This window comes from Mycolicibacterium wolinskyi str. Jessa 2025 (genome assembly GCF_049241375.1).
GTDB lineage: Bacteria > Actinomycetota > Actinomycetes > Mycobacteriales > Mycobacteriaceae > Mycobacterium > Mycobacterium wolinskyi.
The window spans coordinates 4,437,444-4,450,505 of sequence record NZ_CP185960.1 but is presented as its reverse complement, the minus strand read 5'-3'; the positions used below and the strand labels follow the sequence as shown (position 1 = coordinate 4,450,505).

At 65.9% G+C, this 13,062-nt stretch carries 15 protein-coding genes; 10 read left to right on the top strand and 5 right to left on the bottom strand.

Annotated features, from left to right (window positions below; all coding sequences use genetic code 11):
- The first annotated feature begins 19 nt into the window (after window positions 1–19).
- From rpsO to bla, 5 genes are all read left to right on the top strand, one after another.
- Entirely contained in the window at window positions 20–289 is a 270-nt protein-coding gene (gene rpsO, locus ACOI2T_RS21890; protein WP_036437013.1) for a 30S ribosomal protein S15, read from the top strand.
- An 11-nt stretch (window positions 290–300) separates the two neighbouring features.
- Complete coding sequence (lppU, locus tag ACOI2T_RS21885; RefSeq protein ID WP_234790937.1) at window positions 301–798, top strand: LppU family putative lipoprotein; 498 nt, start codon at window positions 301–303, stop codon at window positions 796–798.
- Between the two features lie 331 nt (window positions 799–1,129).
- Entirely contained in the window at window positions 1,130–3,403 is a 2,274-nt protein-coding gene (locus ACOI2T_RS21880) for a polyribonucleotide nucleotidyltransferase (protein ID WP_067852560.1), read from the top strand.
- Window positions 3,381–4,700: a M16 family metallopeptidase gene (locus ACOI2T_RS21875; protein WP_409503527.1), complete on the top strand. Its 1,320-nt coding sequence runs from the start codon at window positions 3,381–3,383 to the stop codon at window positions 4,698–4,700. Before ACOI2T_RS21880 ends, ACOI2T_RS21875 begins: the two co-directional genes overlap by 23 nt.
- A gap of 18 nt (window positions 4,701–4,718) precedes the next feature.
- Complete coding sequence (bla, locus tag ACOI2T_RS21870) at window positions 4,719–5,594, top strand: class A beta-lactamase (protein ID WP_409503526.1); 876 nt, start codon at window positions 4,719–4,721, stop codon at window positions 5,592–5,594.
- A gap of 15 nt (window positions 5,595–5,609) precedes the next feature.
- Here the strand turns inward: bla and ACOI2T_RS21865 are convergent, their stop codons facing one another.
- The 3 genes from ACOI2T_RS21865 to ald all read right to left on the bottom strand — a co-directional run bounded on the left by ACOI2T_RS21865 (window position 5,610) and on the right by ald (window position 7,990).
- Complete coding sequence (locus ACOI2T_RS21865; RefSeq protein WP_067852566.1) at window positions 5,610–6,101, bottom strand: Hsp20/alpha crystallin family protein; 492 nt, start codon at window positions 6,099–6,101, stop codon at window positions 5,610–5,612.
- Between the two features lie 123 nt (window positions 6,102–6,224).
- A complete protein-coding gene (locus ACOI2T_RS21860; RefSeq protein ID WP_085148189.1) occupies window positions 6,225–6,776 on the bottom strand; it encodes a DUF4334 domain-containing protein in 552 nt (183 codons plus the stop codon).
- Window positions 6,777–6,874: 98 nt separating this feature from the next.
- On the bottom strand, window positions 6,875–7,990 hold the full coding sequence (gene ald / locus ACOI2T_RS21855; protein ID WP_067852570.1) for an alanine dehydrogenase: 1,116 nt from the start codon (window positions 7,988–7,990) through the stop codon (window positions 6,875–6,877).
- Window positions 7,991–8,083: 93 nt separating this feature from the next.
- Here ald and aldR point away from each other — a divergent pair, with 93 nt between their 5' ends.
- A complete protein-coding gene (gene aldR, locus ACOI2T_RS21850) occupies window positions 8,084–8,599 on the top strand; it encodes an HTH-type transcriptional regulator AldR (RefSeq protein WP_067852572.1) in 516 nt (171 codons plus the stop codon).
- A gap of 10 nt (window positions 8,600–8,609) precedes the next feature.
- Here aldR and ACOI2T_RS21845 read toward each other — a convergent pair whose 3' ends face one another.
- A complete protein-coding gene (locus tag ACOI2T_RS21845; RefSeq protein ID WP_409503525.1) occupies window positions 8,610–9,371 on the bottom strand; it encodes an META domain-containing protein in 762 nt (253 codons plus the stop codon).
- Window positions 9,372–9,499: 128 nt separating this feature from the next.
- Here ACOI2T_RS21845 and ACOI2T_RS21840 point away from each other — a divergent pair, with 128 nt between their 5' ends.
- On the top strand, window positions 9,500–9,790 hold the full coding sequence (locus ACOI2T_RS21840) for a hypothetical protein (protein WP_421874296.1): 291 nt from the start codon (window positions 9,500–9,502) through the stop codon (window positions 9,788–9,790).
- Window positions 9,791–9,798: 8 nt separating this feature from the next.
- Here the strand turns inward: ACOI2T_RS21840 and ACOI2T_RS21835 are convergent, their stop codons facing one another.
- The gene (locus ACOI2T_RS21835; RefSeq protein ID WP_409503523.1) at window positions 9,799–11,169 is read right to left on the bottom strand and encodes an HNH endonuclease signature motif containing protein; all 1,371 of its coding nucleotides are present in this window, start codon (window positions 11,167–11,169) and stop codon (window positions 9,799–9,801) included.
- 125 nt (window positions 11,170–11,294) lie between these two features.
- On the opposite strand from ACOI2T_RS21835, the gene dapB reads away from it, so the two are divergent.
- The 3 genes from dapB to ACOI2T_RS21820 are packed head-to-tail and all read left to right on the top strand — an operon-like array spanning window position 11,295 to window position 12,948.
- Entirely contained in the window at window positions 11,295–12,032 is a 738-nt protein-coding gene (dapB, locus tag ACOI2T_RS21830; RefSeq protein WP_409503522.1) for a 4-hydroxy-tetrahydrodipicolinate reductase, read from the top strand.
- A complete protein-coding gene (locus ACOI2T_RS21825) occupies window positions 12,029–12,496 on the top strand; it encodes a hypothetical protein (RefSeq protein WP_067851039.1) in 468 nt (155 codons plus the stop codon). The genes dapB and ACOI2T_RS21825 overlap by 4 nt, the downstream gene beginning before the upstream one ends.
- A gap of 50 nt (window positions 12,497–12,546) precedes the next feature.
- Entirely contained in the window at window positions 12,547–12,948 is a 402-nt protein-coding gene (locus ACOI2T_RS21820; RefSeq protein WP_409503693.1) for a flavodoxin family protein, read from the top strand.
- The last annotated feature ends 114 nt before the right edge of the window (window positions 12,949–13,062 follow it).

The following is a 13,062-nucleotide window of genomic DNA, read 5'->3' as shown; positions in this document are numbered from 1 at the left end:
TATTTGATGGAGTTGCTTCGTGGCGCTTACAGCCGAGCAGAAGAAAGAAATCCTGGGCAGCTACGGCCTGCACGAGACCGACACCGGGTCGCCTGAGGCGCAGGTCGCCCTGCTGACCAAGCGGATCTCGGATCTCACCGAGCACCTCAAGGTGCACAAGCACGACCACCACTCGCGGCGCGGTCTGCTGCTGCTGGTCGGCCGTCGGCGCCGGCTGCTGAAGTACGTCGCTCAGGTCGACGTCGAGCGCTACCGCTCGCTCATCGAGCGCCTCGGGCTGCGTCGCTGACGCGGCTCTGAGTGGCATCCCTGCCCGCGGCCGTGATGGGGGCGGCCGCGTTACTCGCGATCGGGGTTTTGACAGGGTGTTCGTCCGCGGCTGCCGCGGACATGCAGGCGGGGGACTGCCTCAAGATCGGCGGCACGTACGACCGTCCGGAAGCTTCCGAAGCCGTGTGCGGTAGTGAGCAGTCCAACTACAAGGTGGTCTCGACGGTCACCGACAGTGACCAGTGCCCCATGGACGTCGATTCCTACTATTCGATGACGAGTCCGTTCAGCGACGAATCCGAGACGGTCTGCATGGACATCGACTGGATCGTCGGCGGGTGCATGAACATCGACCCGGAGAACGACACCGACCCGTACCGGGTGGATTGCTCGGATTCCACTGCGCCGCATCGGCAGCGGGCCACCGAGATCCTGCAAGGCGTGTCGAACGTCGATCAATGTGCCAGCGGGGTGGGCTACGCCTACGACGAACGGCAGTTCACCGTGTGCGTGGAAGATGTCCGCTGACCGGGCCTGAGCAGGGCCGGATTGGCGTTCACGGGATTGCTGCCGTGTAACATGAGGGCGTTCGATGGCCGAAATTTGTTCGAGAGCCCACTACGAATACTTTCTGGCTGGTCGGACACGAGGTGCGGTACCCGCGATCCGCGGGCGCTGCTCCTGCGAGTCACGTCAGGGCCCGTCTGATCGGGCGGTCTTCGGTAGTGGCTGCCGGGAGTTCCCATCGGGACATGTCCGGCCGCTTCGATCGACGGCCGTAGCCGAATCCAGACCCGTGGCACATCTGAGCGTGACGACGCGAAACAGTTGAATGAATTCGAAAGAGGCCACGGACTAGATGTCTGTAGTTGAACTTGATGAAGGTGTGTTCGAAGCCACCGCTGTCATCGACAACGGGAGCTACGGCACCCGCACCATCCGTTTCGAGACCGGGCGACTCGCCCAGCAGGCCGCCGGCTCCGCCGTCGCCTACCTCGACGACGAAACCATGCTGCTGAGTGCGACGTCCGCCAGCAAGAACCCCAAGGACCACTTCGACTTCTTCCCGTTGACGGTCGATGTCGAGGAGCGCATGTACGCCGCGGGCCGCATCCCCGGCTCGTTCTTCCGGCGCGAGGGCCGCCCGTCCACCGACGCGATCCTGACCTGCCGCCTCATCGACCGGCCGCTGCGTCCGTCGTTCGTCGACGGCCTGCGCAACGAGATCCAGGTCGTCGTCACCGTCCTGAGCCTGGATCCCAAGGATCTCTACGACGTGCTGGCCATCAACGCCGCGTCGGCGTCCACCCAGCTCGCCGGTCTGCCGTTCTCCGGTCCGGTCGGCGGCACCCGCGTCGCCCTGATCGACGGTCAGTGGGTCGGGTTCCCGACTGTCGAGCAGCTCGAGCGGGCCGTGTTCGACATGGTCGTGGCCGGCCGCGTGCTCGAAGACGGCGATGTCGCGATCATGATGGTCGAGGCCGAGGCCACCGAGAACGTCATCGAACTGGTGTCGGGTGGTGCCCAGGCACCGACCGAGGCCGTCGTGGCCGAGGGCCTCGAGGCCGCCAAGCCGTTCATCAAGGTGCTGTGCGCCGCGCAGCAGGAGCTCGCCGACGCGGCCGCGAAGGAGACCGGCGACTTCCCGGTGTTCCCGGACTACGCCGACGATGTCTATTACGCGGTGTCCTCGGTGGCCACCGACGCGCTGTCGCAGGCGCTGACCATCGCGGGCAAGACCGAGCGCAACGACCGCACCGACGAGATCAAGGTCGAGGTGCTCGAGCGCCTGGCCGAGCAGTACGCGGGCCGCGAGAAGGAAATCGGCGCGGCGTTCCGGTCGCTCACCAAAAAGCTTGTGCGCCAGCGTATCCTGACCGATCACTTCCGTATCGACGGGCGTGGCATCACCGACATCCGGGCGCTTTCGGCCGAGGTCGCGGTGATTCCGCGGGCACACGGCAGCGCGCTGTTCGAGCGCGGCGAGACCCAGATCCTCGGTGTCACGACGCTCGACATGATCAAGATGGCCCAGCAGATCGACTCGCTCGGGCCCGAGAACACCAAGCGCTACATGCACCACTACAACTTCCCGCCGTACTCGACCGGTGAGACCGGCCGGGTCGGTTCGCCCAAGCGCCGCGAGATCGGTCACGGCGCCCTCGCCGAGCGTGCCCTGGTCCCGGTGTTGCCGAGCGTCGAGGAGTTCCCCTACGCGATCCGCCAGGTGTCGGAGGCGCTGGGCTCCAACGGTTCGACGTCGATGGGCTCGGTGTGTGCCTCGACGCTGGCCCTGCTGAACGCCGGTGTGCCGCTCAAGGCTCCGGTGGCCGGCATCGCCATGGGCCTCGTGTCCGACGACATCGAAGTCGATGGCAAGACCGAGCGTCGCTTCGTGGCGCTGACCGACATCCTCGGCGCCGAGGACGCGTTCGGCGACATGGACTTCAAGGTCGCGGGCACCAAGGACTTCGTGACGGCCCTGCAGCTGGACACCAAGCTCGACGGCATCCCGTCGCAGGTGCTGGCCGGCGCGCTGTCGCAGGCCAAGGACGCCCGGCTGACCATCCTCGACGTGATGGCCGAGGCCATCGACCGGCCGGACGAGATGAGCCCGTACGCGCCGCGGATCACCACGATCAAGGTGCCGGTCGACAAGATCGGCGAGGTCATCGGGCCCAAGGGCAAGATGATCAACTCGATCACCGAGGAGACCGGCGCGCAGATCTCGATCGAGGACGACGGCACGGTGTTCGTCGGTGCCGCCGACGGGCTTTCGGCGCAGGCCGCGATCGACAAGATCAACGCGATCGCCAACCCGCAGCTGCCCAAGATCGGCGAGCGGTTCCTCGGAACCGTGGTCAAGACCACCGACTTCGGTGCGTTCGTGTCGCTGCTGCCGGGTCGCGACGGCCTCGTCCACATCTCGAAGTTGGGCCGCGGCAAGCGCATTGCGAAGGTCGAAGATGTGGTGAAGGTCGGCGACAAGCTTCGCGTCGAGATCGCCGACATCGACAACCGCGGCAAGATCTCGCTGGTGCTCGTCGATGAGGAGCAAGCGGAGCAGTCCGACAAAGCTGGGGATTCGGCGGACACTTCCGCGTCCACCGATGTTGCGCCCGCCGAAGCCTGATACGCCGCTGGAGACCTCGCACGTCCGCCGGACCACGTTGCCCGGCGGACTGCGAGTGGTCACCGAGTACATCCCGTCGGTGCATTCGGCATCGGTCGGAGTATGGGTCGGGGTCGGTTCCCGCGACGAAGGCCGAAGTGTCGCGGGCGCAGCGCATTTCCTCGAACACCTGTTGTTCAAGGCCACTCCGACCCGTACCGCCGTCGAAATAGCCCAAGCCGTCGACGCTGTCGGCGGTGAGCTGAACGCCTTCACCGCCAGAGAGCACACGTGCTATTACGCGCACGTGCTCGACACCGATCTGGAACTGGCCGTCGATCTGGTCGCCGACGTCGTGCTGCGGGGCCGCTGCGCAGCCGACGACGTCGAGGTCGAGCGCGACGTGGTCCTCGAAGAGATCGCCATGCGCGACGACGATCCCGAGGACACGCTGGGAGATGTGTTCCTGTCGGCCATGTTCGGCGATCACCCCGTCGGCCGGCCCGTCATCGGCAGCGTCGAGTCGATCTCGGCGATGACGCGCGCGCAGTTGCATTCGTTTCACATGCGGCGCTACACGCCCGATCGCATGGTGCTGGCGGTCGCGGGCAACATCGACCACGACGAAGTTGTCGCCTTGGCCCACGAGCACTTCGGCAAGCGACTCGTGTCGGGGCGCAACGCCATCGCACCGCGCAAGGGGTCGGGTCGCCTGTCCGGACGGCCGACGTTGGAGGTCATGGACCGCGACGGGGAACAGATGCACGTCTCGCTCGGCGTGCGAACCCCCGGCCGGCACTGGAAGCATCGATGGGCTCTATCGGTGCTCAACACCGCGCTCGGTGGTGGCCTGAGTTCGCGTCTGTTCCAACAGATTCGGGAGAGCAGGGGACTGGCGTACTCGGTGTACTCGACCGTCGACACCTTCTCCGACAGCGGCGCGCTGTCGGTCTATGCGGGTTGTCAGCCCGAGCGGTTCGACGAGGTGGTCCGCTTGACCACCGACGTGCTCGAAAGCGTTGCGCGCGACGGCATCACCGAGAACGAATGCCGGATCGCGAAGGGTTCGTTGCGCGGCGGGCTGGTGCTGGGGCTTGAGGACTCGGCTTCGCGGATGCACCGAATCGGCCGCAGCGAACTGAACTACGGCGAACACCGCAGCATCGAACGCACCCTGGCCCAGATCGAATCGGTCACCCTCGACGAGGTCAACGCGGTGGCGCGGCAGTTGCTGACCAGGGATTACGGTGCGGCGGTGCTAGGCCCGCAAAAGTCGAAACACTCGCTACCGCAACGGCTTCGAGCCATCGCGGGCTGACCGGCTACGCTGGGTCGGGTGACTGGACTCTCGCGACGCAACGTCTTGATCGGATCCCTCGCGGCAGTGGCGGCTGTCGGGGTGAGCAGCAGAACCGCATATGCGGTACCCGTGGACGACCAGATCGGGGAGCTCGAACGCCGGCACAACGCGGTGATCGGCATCCATGCCGTCAACCTCGATTCGAACCGGATCGTGAGCCACCGCGCCGACGACATGTTCGCGATGTGCTCGACGTTCAAGGCATATGCCGCCGGCCGGGTCCTGCAGATGGTGGGGCGCGACCAGCTGTCGCTGGACAACCGGGTGTTCGTGGACCCAGACGCGATCGTGATGAACTCGCCGGTCACGGAACCGCGCGCAGGTTCGGAGATGACGCTCGGCGAACTGTGTGCGGCCGCGCTGCAACGCAGCGACAACACGGCGGGCAACCTGCTGTTGAAAACCATTGACGGGCCCGCGGGTATCACCGCATTCGCGCGCAGCATCGGTGACGAGCGCACACGGCTGGACCGGTGGGAGGTCGAGCTCAACTCGGCGATACCCGGCGACCCGCGCGACACCAGCACGCCCGCGGCGCTGGCCATCGGCTACCGCGCGCTGTTGGTCGGCGATGCGCTCAGCCCGCCCCAGCGCCGGCAGCTCGAGGATTGGATGCGGGCCAATCAGACGTCGAGCATGCGGGCGGGACTTCCGGCGGGGTGGACGACCGCCGACAAGACCGGCAGTGGAGACTACGGCAGCACCAACGACGTCGGCGTCGCGTACGGCCCGTCCGGTCAGCGCCTGTTGCTGGCGATGATGACGCGGTCACAGACCGACGACCCGAAAGCCGCCAATCTGCGACCGCTCATCGGTGAGCTGACGGCATCGGTGCTGCCGTCGTTGCTCTGATCATTCGGTGCCGGATTACTCCGAGGCTTCGGCTTCGGCCGTGTGGTTCTCGACCGTCGCGTTCTCGACGCTGTGGTTCTCGGCGTTCTGAATCGCGATGTGCCGCATGCCCGACGGATTCTGCGACAGCGGGACGCGGACGGTCAGGATTCCACGCTCGTAGCTGGCGGTGATCTCTTCCTCGTTGGCCTCGGCCGGCAGCGTCACCGTGCGCAGGAACGATCCGTACGAGAACTCGGAGCGGGAGTTCACCTCGGCCCGCTCGGCGCGCTCGGCCTTCACCGTGAGCTGGCCGTCGGCGACCGTGATGTGGACGTCGGTGGCCGGGTCGATGCCGGGGATCTCGGCGCGCAACTCGTAGTGGTCGTCGGTGACCTCGTCCTCGATGCGCATGAGGTTGCGCTCGAAGATGGGCCGCAGGCTGGAGAACGGGGTGATGCCGGCGAAGAACTCGGACAGCTCGGGCAGGAACGGGCGGGGCTGGTGCGCAACGGGCAGGTTAACCACGGGTGACTCCTAGGACTCAGGTTATCGGCCGAAAAGGCCTTGCGACGCTTGCTCTTTCGATCCAAGCATCGCTTTCGATCCGTCGGTCGAATGCGCGGTGAACAGCTCGAGTACGCGTGGCTGCTAGGCCAGCCGCCGGGAGTCGTCGCGGCGCAGCACGAAGAAGTAGGGCTTGCGAGATCCCCGCAGGTCCATGGCCCCGATCACGGCGTCGTCGGACAACTTGCGAAAGACGTCGTTGATCGGAAGCTGGTCGTAGATCATGGTCGCGGTGTCGACGCCGCGGTATCGCGTGGTGCGCAGCCGCGCTTTGGCCGACCGCGTCTGCAGGACGGGCCGCAGCGCGGCGATCGGCGCCACCATGGACCGGTTCCTCAACAGCGGCAGCTTGGTCGACAGCCCGAGTCCGCCGAACGCCAGGGCCGGGTTGAGCGCCCACAGTCCAGTGCTGTCGCGGGCCGGAAACAGCAGCGGGTGGACGGTCTCGGCATCGATGAACTGCTTGCCCCACCAGCCGCTCGCGGCCAGCAGGCCGTCCATCGGGTGGCCGGTGGGCAGTTCGGCGCCGTGCCACGTCCCGATCATGAACTCGGGTTCGACGGCCTCCGCGGCGTCGAACGCCTCGAGTGCATCAGCGGTGATGGTCGGAACGGTGGAAAACAACTCCTGCAGCATGCCGACACCATAGTTGACACGTGTCAAGAACGGCTAGTGGTCCGAAAGGTAATCGCCCGGCCGGAGCGTGCTCCAGCCGGGCGATCGGTGGGGGTCCGTTAAGCCAGGAACGGCGCGGGGTCGGTGAACGGGAGATCGAGATCCTTGGCGACCTGCTCGGACAACAGACCACCTTCGTGCGTCGACAGGCCCTTGGCCAGCGCCGGGTCCGCGGCGCACGCGGCCTGCCAACCCTTGTCGGCCAGCTTGAGCACGTACGGCATGGTGGCGTTGGTCAGCGCGAAGGTAGAGGTGCGCGGCACGGCGCCGGGCATGTTCGCGACGCAGTAGAACACCGTGTCGTGGACCTTGAACGTGGGATCGTCGTGCGTCGTGGGCCGTGAATCCTCGAAGCACCCGCCCTGGTCGATCGCGATATCCACCAACACCGCACCCGACTTCATATGGGCGACAGTCGAATTGGTGACGAGCTTGGGCGCCTTGGCGCCGGGGATCAAAACCGCGCCGATCACCAGGTCGGCCTTCTTGACGGCCTCTTCGAGCTCGAGGGACGACGAGTAGCGGGTCTCGATGCTTCCGCTGTTCTCGTTGTCGATCTTGCGCAGTGTGTTGATGTTCAGGTCGAAGACCGTGACGTGGGCGCCCATGCCCTTGGCGATGCGCGCGGCGTTGTAGCCGGCCACGCCACCGCCGATGACGACGACCTCGGCCGGTGCGACGCCGGGGACGCCGCCCATCAGCACGCCGCGGCCGCCCTGTGTGCGCATCAGGTGGTAGGAGCCAACCTGCGCCGAGAGGCGGCCGGCGACCTCGCTCATCGGCGCGAGCAGCGGCAGCGCTCCGTCGGCGGTCTGCACGGTCTCGTAGGCGATCGAGGTGGTGCCCGACGCCAACAGGGCATCGGTGCAGGGCTTCGACGCCGCGAGATGCAGGTAGGTGAACAGGGTCTGGCCCTTGCGCATGCGCGAGTACTCGGCCTCGATCGGCTCTTTGACCTTGAGCAGCAGCTCGGCGTCGGCCCACACCTGGTCGGCGGAGGTGACGATCTCGGCGCCCGCGGCCTTGAAGTCGTTGTCGGCGATGGCTGATCCCTCGCCGGCGCCGGCCTGGATGATCACGTCGTGGCCACGACGGGTCAGCTCGGCCACCCCGGCGGGCGTGATGGCAACGCGGTACTCGTTGTTCTTGATCTCAGTCGGGATGCCGACGAGCATGATCGCTCCTTCAGATTCGGTGTGCTAGAACAAGTGTGAAGAACCTTCGAAGTACGAGCAATATCTCTGATAAAGATTCGTTAAGATCGCTCCGTGAGCGAAGAATCGACGAGCAACGCGGCGAGTCAGACCCGTCTACCGAAGGATGTTCGGCACGCGGAACTCGATGACATCGACCGGCGCATTCTGCTGGCACTGCACGCCGATGCACGGATGTCCAACAGCGCGCTGGCCGATTCCGTCGGAATCGCGGCCTCCACCTGTCACGGTCGGGTGCGGCGGTTGCAGGAGATCGGCGTGATCCGCGGGTTCTACACCGACATCGACCCGGCCGCGGTCGGCCTCAGCCTGCAGGCCATGATCTCGGTGAGCCTGCAGTCGAACGCGCGCGGCAAGATCCGCAGCTTCATCGCGCATATCCGCAAACGCCCGCAGGTCATGGATGTCTACTTTCTGGCCGGCGGCGACGACTTCATTCTGCATGTCGCCGCGCGGGACACCGACGATCTGCGGGCTTTTGTGGTGGAAAATCTGAACGCCGACGCCGACGTCGCGGGCACGCAAACCTCGCTGATCTTCGAGCATCTGCGAGGCGCTTCACCGCTCTGACCGGTTGCGGCTACTGGGCGCGCAGCACCAGCCCGTAACCATCCGCACCGGTGAGGGTCAGCTCGTCGCTGTCGATTGCGGTCTGTACCTTGCCGTTGAGCACCCGCATGACGGCCTGTTCCACCTCGTCGAGGCCGTTCGGGCAAGCCATCCTGGTGGTGGCCAATGGGCCGAACTCGATGATGGCCGGCGTCCCCGAAACCACTGCGTGACCGGTGATCTGGTTACAGCCGGTCGATCCGGTGACGGCACCATCGGCCGCTATCTTGACCGTGGGCTTCGCCTGCTCCAACGCCTGTGACGTCGAAACCGACTGTCCTGAAACCAGACTGGTGACTTGCCAGGTGGTGTCGGTGAGTGAGCGATCCGGATGCACCACCTTCTTGTCCCGCAACGTGACGGTCGCGGTATCGGTCTTGAGGGTCAGCGTGTCACCCGACAGTGACCAGGACGGCTGAGCCTCGAAGAACTGCGACATCCATGCGTCGGCATCGCCGAGCGGCGGCGGACACGCCATCATCGTGCTGGCCAACTCCGTGACGACTTTGCCGTTGGACAGGTCGACCGGACCCGATCCGTGATTGCAGCCCGCGAACGTGCTGATCTGCCCGCTGTCGAAAACCACGGTCAGCGGCCCACCGCCCGGAATCTGATTGCCCTCCACCTCAACCGAGACGAACGTGCGGCCGTTCGGGTTCTGATCGTCGGCGTTACCGGTATCCGAACAACCGGCGAGAGCCAGGGCAGCGAGCGCAATCGCGAGCAGACGCATGACACCACGGTAGAGCGCGCGTAACGCCGAGTGGCCGAACTCGCACTGCCGTAATACAAGCGTGGCCGGATCTGGCCACTGAACAACGGTCACTCCTAGAAAGGGAAAGACAATGAAGTCTCTCGCCGTTGCCGCTGTTTCCGGTGTCATGGCTGCCGTCGGCGTTGGGCTCGCCGGCGTTGCCCGGCGCGGCACCCACTGCGCCGACCTCACCGACCCAAGCCGTCAACGATCTCCGGGCACAGGGCTACAACGTCATCGTCAACAAGGTCGGCGCCGCACCGCTCGAACAATGTGTGGTCAACGGCATTCGGCCCGGGCAAACCTTTACGCGGATGGACTCCGGCGTGGCGGGTGCCGGTGACGACATCCGCACCACCGTCACCGCGCAGACGGTGTACGTCGACGTGTCCTGCTGAGCTCGGAGCTACCCGGCTTCATCGTCGTCGTCGTCGTTGTCGGTGAGGTAGGTCTGGGGGTGGTGATAACCGTTCGTCCGGGCTTGCCCCGTGTCGAGTAGGGGTGGTGGGGTCCATTGGCAGCGGCCGTTGCGCATGGTGGTGGTCCATTTGCCTTTGGCGACCAGGCGGTTGTCGGGTCCGCAGGACAGGGCGAGTTCATCGATGTTGGTCTGCCCACCCACGGTCCAGTCGTGTTGGGCGTGGTGGGCTTGGCAGCGGTAGCCGCCGGCTGTGCAGCCGGGCCGGGTGCAGCCCCGGTCGCGGGCGAACAACACCAACCGCTGGGCGGGGGTGGCGATGCGTTTGGTCCGCCCGAAATACAGCGGCACCAGGGTGGCATCGTCGAACACCGCCAGGTAATGCCAGGCGTGGGCCGCTAACCGGATCACGTCGGAGATCGGTAGTTTCGATCCGCCGCCGGTGACGGCGATGCCCGCGCCGGCTTCGAGTTCAGCCAGGGTGGTGGTGACGATCAACGACACCGGCAACCCGTTATGGGTACCGAGCTCCCCGGACATCAAGGCGTTACGCCCGATCGCCACGAGGGCGTCGTGGTTGCGTTGCGCGGCGGTGCGGGTATCGGCCTCGACGGCCTCCTCGGACGGCACGCCCGTCACGCACGGGGATTCGTCGGCAGGGTTGCACATGCCCGGCGCGGCGTATTTGGCCAACAACGGCTCGACCACGGCGCGACCTTCGGCGTTCAACCATCCCGACACCTTCGACGTGCCATCGGGCTGCTGCGGATGCACCGTGACACCACGCTTACGCTCCGCGGCGTCGACCGGTTCGTCACCATCCTGATTCAAGAGGTAGAGGGCTTCGGCGACGGTTTGACGCAACGTCTCCGGCGTCTCCTGCGCCGCCACCGCCACGAGTTTGCGCTCAAAGGCGTCGCGGCGTGCCGCGTCGACCCAGTCCGCGCACTTCTTGAAGAACGTCTCCAACTCGTCAACGTGATCGGCGGTCAACCAGCCACCGGACTGCGCGGCCGCCGTCGCCGCCCGCACCGGCGCCAACGCCTCGCCGGTCACCGATCGACGTGGCCCGAAGTTCATCGCATCCCGGACCCGCCGCCGCGCCTCAGTTCCCGAGATGCGCAACCGGATCCGCAACACCTCCGGCCAGGATTTCGCCCCGACCGCCGCCGGGGTCGTGCATTCCGAGAGCGCACCGATCGCGGCATGCTCGACCACCGGCACCAGATTGCGGACCTCTTGGACTCCCGCGCACACCTCCAGCAGGTCGGCTTCGGACAACGCTCCCCAGGGCAGGCCGCGCACCCCGGCTAGTGCCGCGCGTAACGCCGCGAGCCGGTCCGCCACCAAGGAATCCATGTATCGAACACTAGTTCGAACCGCCGACAAGAAGACGCCGATTGTGACTGCCGAGACCAAAGTGGCCACAGATTTTCGCGACGTGCGCGAATGTCCCGTGCCGCCCGCGCAGTAGGCTCCCTGCCATGCGAGTTGGTGTTCTGGGTGCAAAGGGCAAAGTCGGCGCGACCATGGTGCAAGCGGTCGAGGCCGCCGAGGATCTGACGCTGTCGGCCGGTGTCGACGCCGGTGACGAGCTCACCTTGCTCACGGAGTCGCAAACCGAGGTGGTCATCGACTTCACGCATCCGGACGTAGTGATGGACAACCTGAAGTTCTTGATCGACAACGGAATTCACGCCGTCGTCGGCACCACCGGGTTCACCTGGGAACGCATCGAACAGGTCGAGGCCTGGCTGAAGGACAAGCCGGGGGCCGCAGTCCTGATCGCGCCGAACTTCGCGATCGGGGCCGTCCTCTCCATGCATTTCGCCAAGCAAGCCGCCCGGTATTTCGAGTCCGTCGAAGTCATCGAACTTCACCATCCGCACAAAGCCGATGCGCCGTCCGGCACCGCGGCGCGCACCGCGAAGTTGATCGCGGAAGCCCGAAAAGGGTTGCCGCCCAATCCGGATGCGACGAGCACCGGCCTGGAGGGTGCCCGCGGGGCCGATGTCGACGGTATTCCGGTGCATTCAGTGCGGCTCGCCGGTTTGGTGGCCCACCAGGAGGTGCTGTTCGGAACTCAGGGGGAGACTCTGACGATCCGCCACGACAGTCTGGACCGATCGTCGTTCGTGCCGGGCGTTCTCCTGGCCGTGCGGAAGGTCGGCGAACGGCCGGGTCTCACCATCGGTATTGAGCCCCTGCTCGACCTCTCGTGAGCGAGAGCGCGCGGTCGCTGCGCATCCAGCTGCTGATCGGCTTCATGTGTCTGGCGCTGGTCGTCTACTTCCTCATGCTGGGCCGCACCGCGCTGGCGTTCATCACCTCGGGAGAGCCCGCGGCGATCGGGCTCGGGTTGGCGTTGCTGGTCTTTCCGTTGATCGGCGTCTGGGTGCTGTTCTCGACGTTGCGGGCCGGTTTCGCTCATCAACGCCTGGCCCGCCTCGCGCGGGAACGGGGGATGGAACTCGACGTCAGTGCGTTGCCGCGCAGGCCATCTGGTCGTATCGAGCGCGACGCGGCCGACGAGCTGTTCGTCACCGTCAAGACCGAACTGGAAGCCGATCCCGACAATTGGGTGCGGTGGTACCGCCTGGCACGCGCGTACGACTACGCGGGTGACCGTACCCGGGCCCGCGAAACAATGCGCACGGCCGTGCGGATGCAGGAACAGCAGTCGTGACTAAGACCCTGCTCGTCGTTCACCACACGCCGTCCCCGGCCACGCAGGAGATGTTCGAGGCTGTCGTGGCCGGTGCGACCGATCCCGAGATCGAGGGCGTGGAGGTCGTGCGGCGGCCGGCGTTGACGGTTTCGCCGGTCGACATGCTCGAGGCCGACGGCTACCTGCTGGGCACGCCGGCGAATCTCGGTTACATGAGTGGTGCCCTCAAGCACGCCTTCGATGTTTGCTACTACCCGTGCTTGGACGCGACCCGCGGCCGGCCGTTCGGTGTCTACCTCCACGGCAACGAAGGCACCGAAGGTGCGGAGCGGGCCATCGATTCGATCACCGCGGGTCTGGGTTGGGCGCGCATCGCTCCAAATGTCGTGGTGTCGGGCAAGCCGACCAAGAGCGACATGGAGTCGTGTTGGGAACTCGGCGCCACGGTGGCCGCACATTTGATGGGATGACCCCGGCCGGCATCAGCAAATAGCGGGTTCGGCTACCAGGAAATGATGCCGCTGGCGAGCATGCGCGTCAGACAGCGTGTTTACGATGTAGTTAATTAAATGCCCTCACCATCT

What these genes read in the sequence shown, in the direction of transcription:
- ACOI2T_RS21845 (WP_409503525.1), bottom strand. Translation starts at nt 9,371, where the DNA reads ATGCGTCTGCTCGCGATTGCGCTCGCTGCCCTGGCTCTCGCCGGTTGT.
- ACOI2T_RS21875 (WP_409503527.1), top strand. Translation starts at nt 3,381, where the DNA reads ATGTTGCGCCCGCCGAAGCCTGATACGCCGCTGGAGACCTCGCACGTC.
- ald (WP_067852570.1), bottom strand. Translation starts at nt 7,990, where the DNA reads ATGCTCGTCGGCATCCCGACTGAGATCAAGAACAACGAGTACCGCGTT.
- ACOI2T_RS21880 (WP_067852560.1), top strand. Translation starts at nt 1,130, where the DNA reads ATGTCTGTAGTTGAACTTGATGAAGGTGTGTTCGAAGCCACCGCTGTC.
- dapB (WP_409503522.1), top strand. Translation starts at nt 11,295, where the DNA reads ATGCGAGTTGGTGTTCTGGGTGCAAAGGGCAAAGTCGGCGCGACCATG.
- ACOI2T_RS21835 (WP_409503523.1), bottom strand. Translation starts at nt 11,169, where the DNA reads ATGGATTCCTTGGTGGCGGACCGGCTCGCGGCGTTACGCGCGGCACTA.
- ACOI2T_RS21860 (WP_085148189.1), bottom strand. Translation starts at nt 6,776, where the DNA reads ATGCTGCAGGAGTTGTTTTCCACCGTTCCGACCATCACCGCTGATGCA.
- ACOI2T_RS21820 (WP_409503693.1), top strand. Translation starts at nt 12,547, where the DNA reads ATGTTCGAGGCTGTCGTGGCCGGTGCGACCGATCCCGAGATCGAGGGC.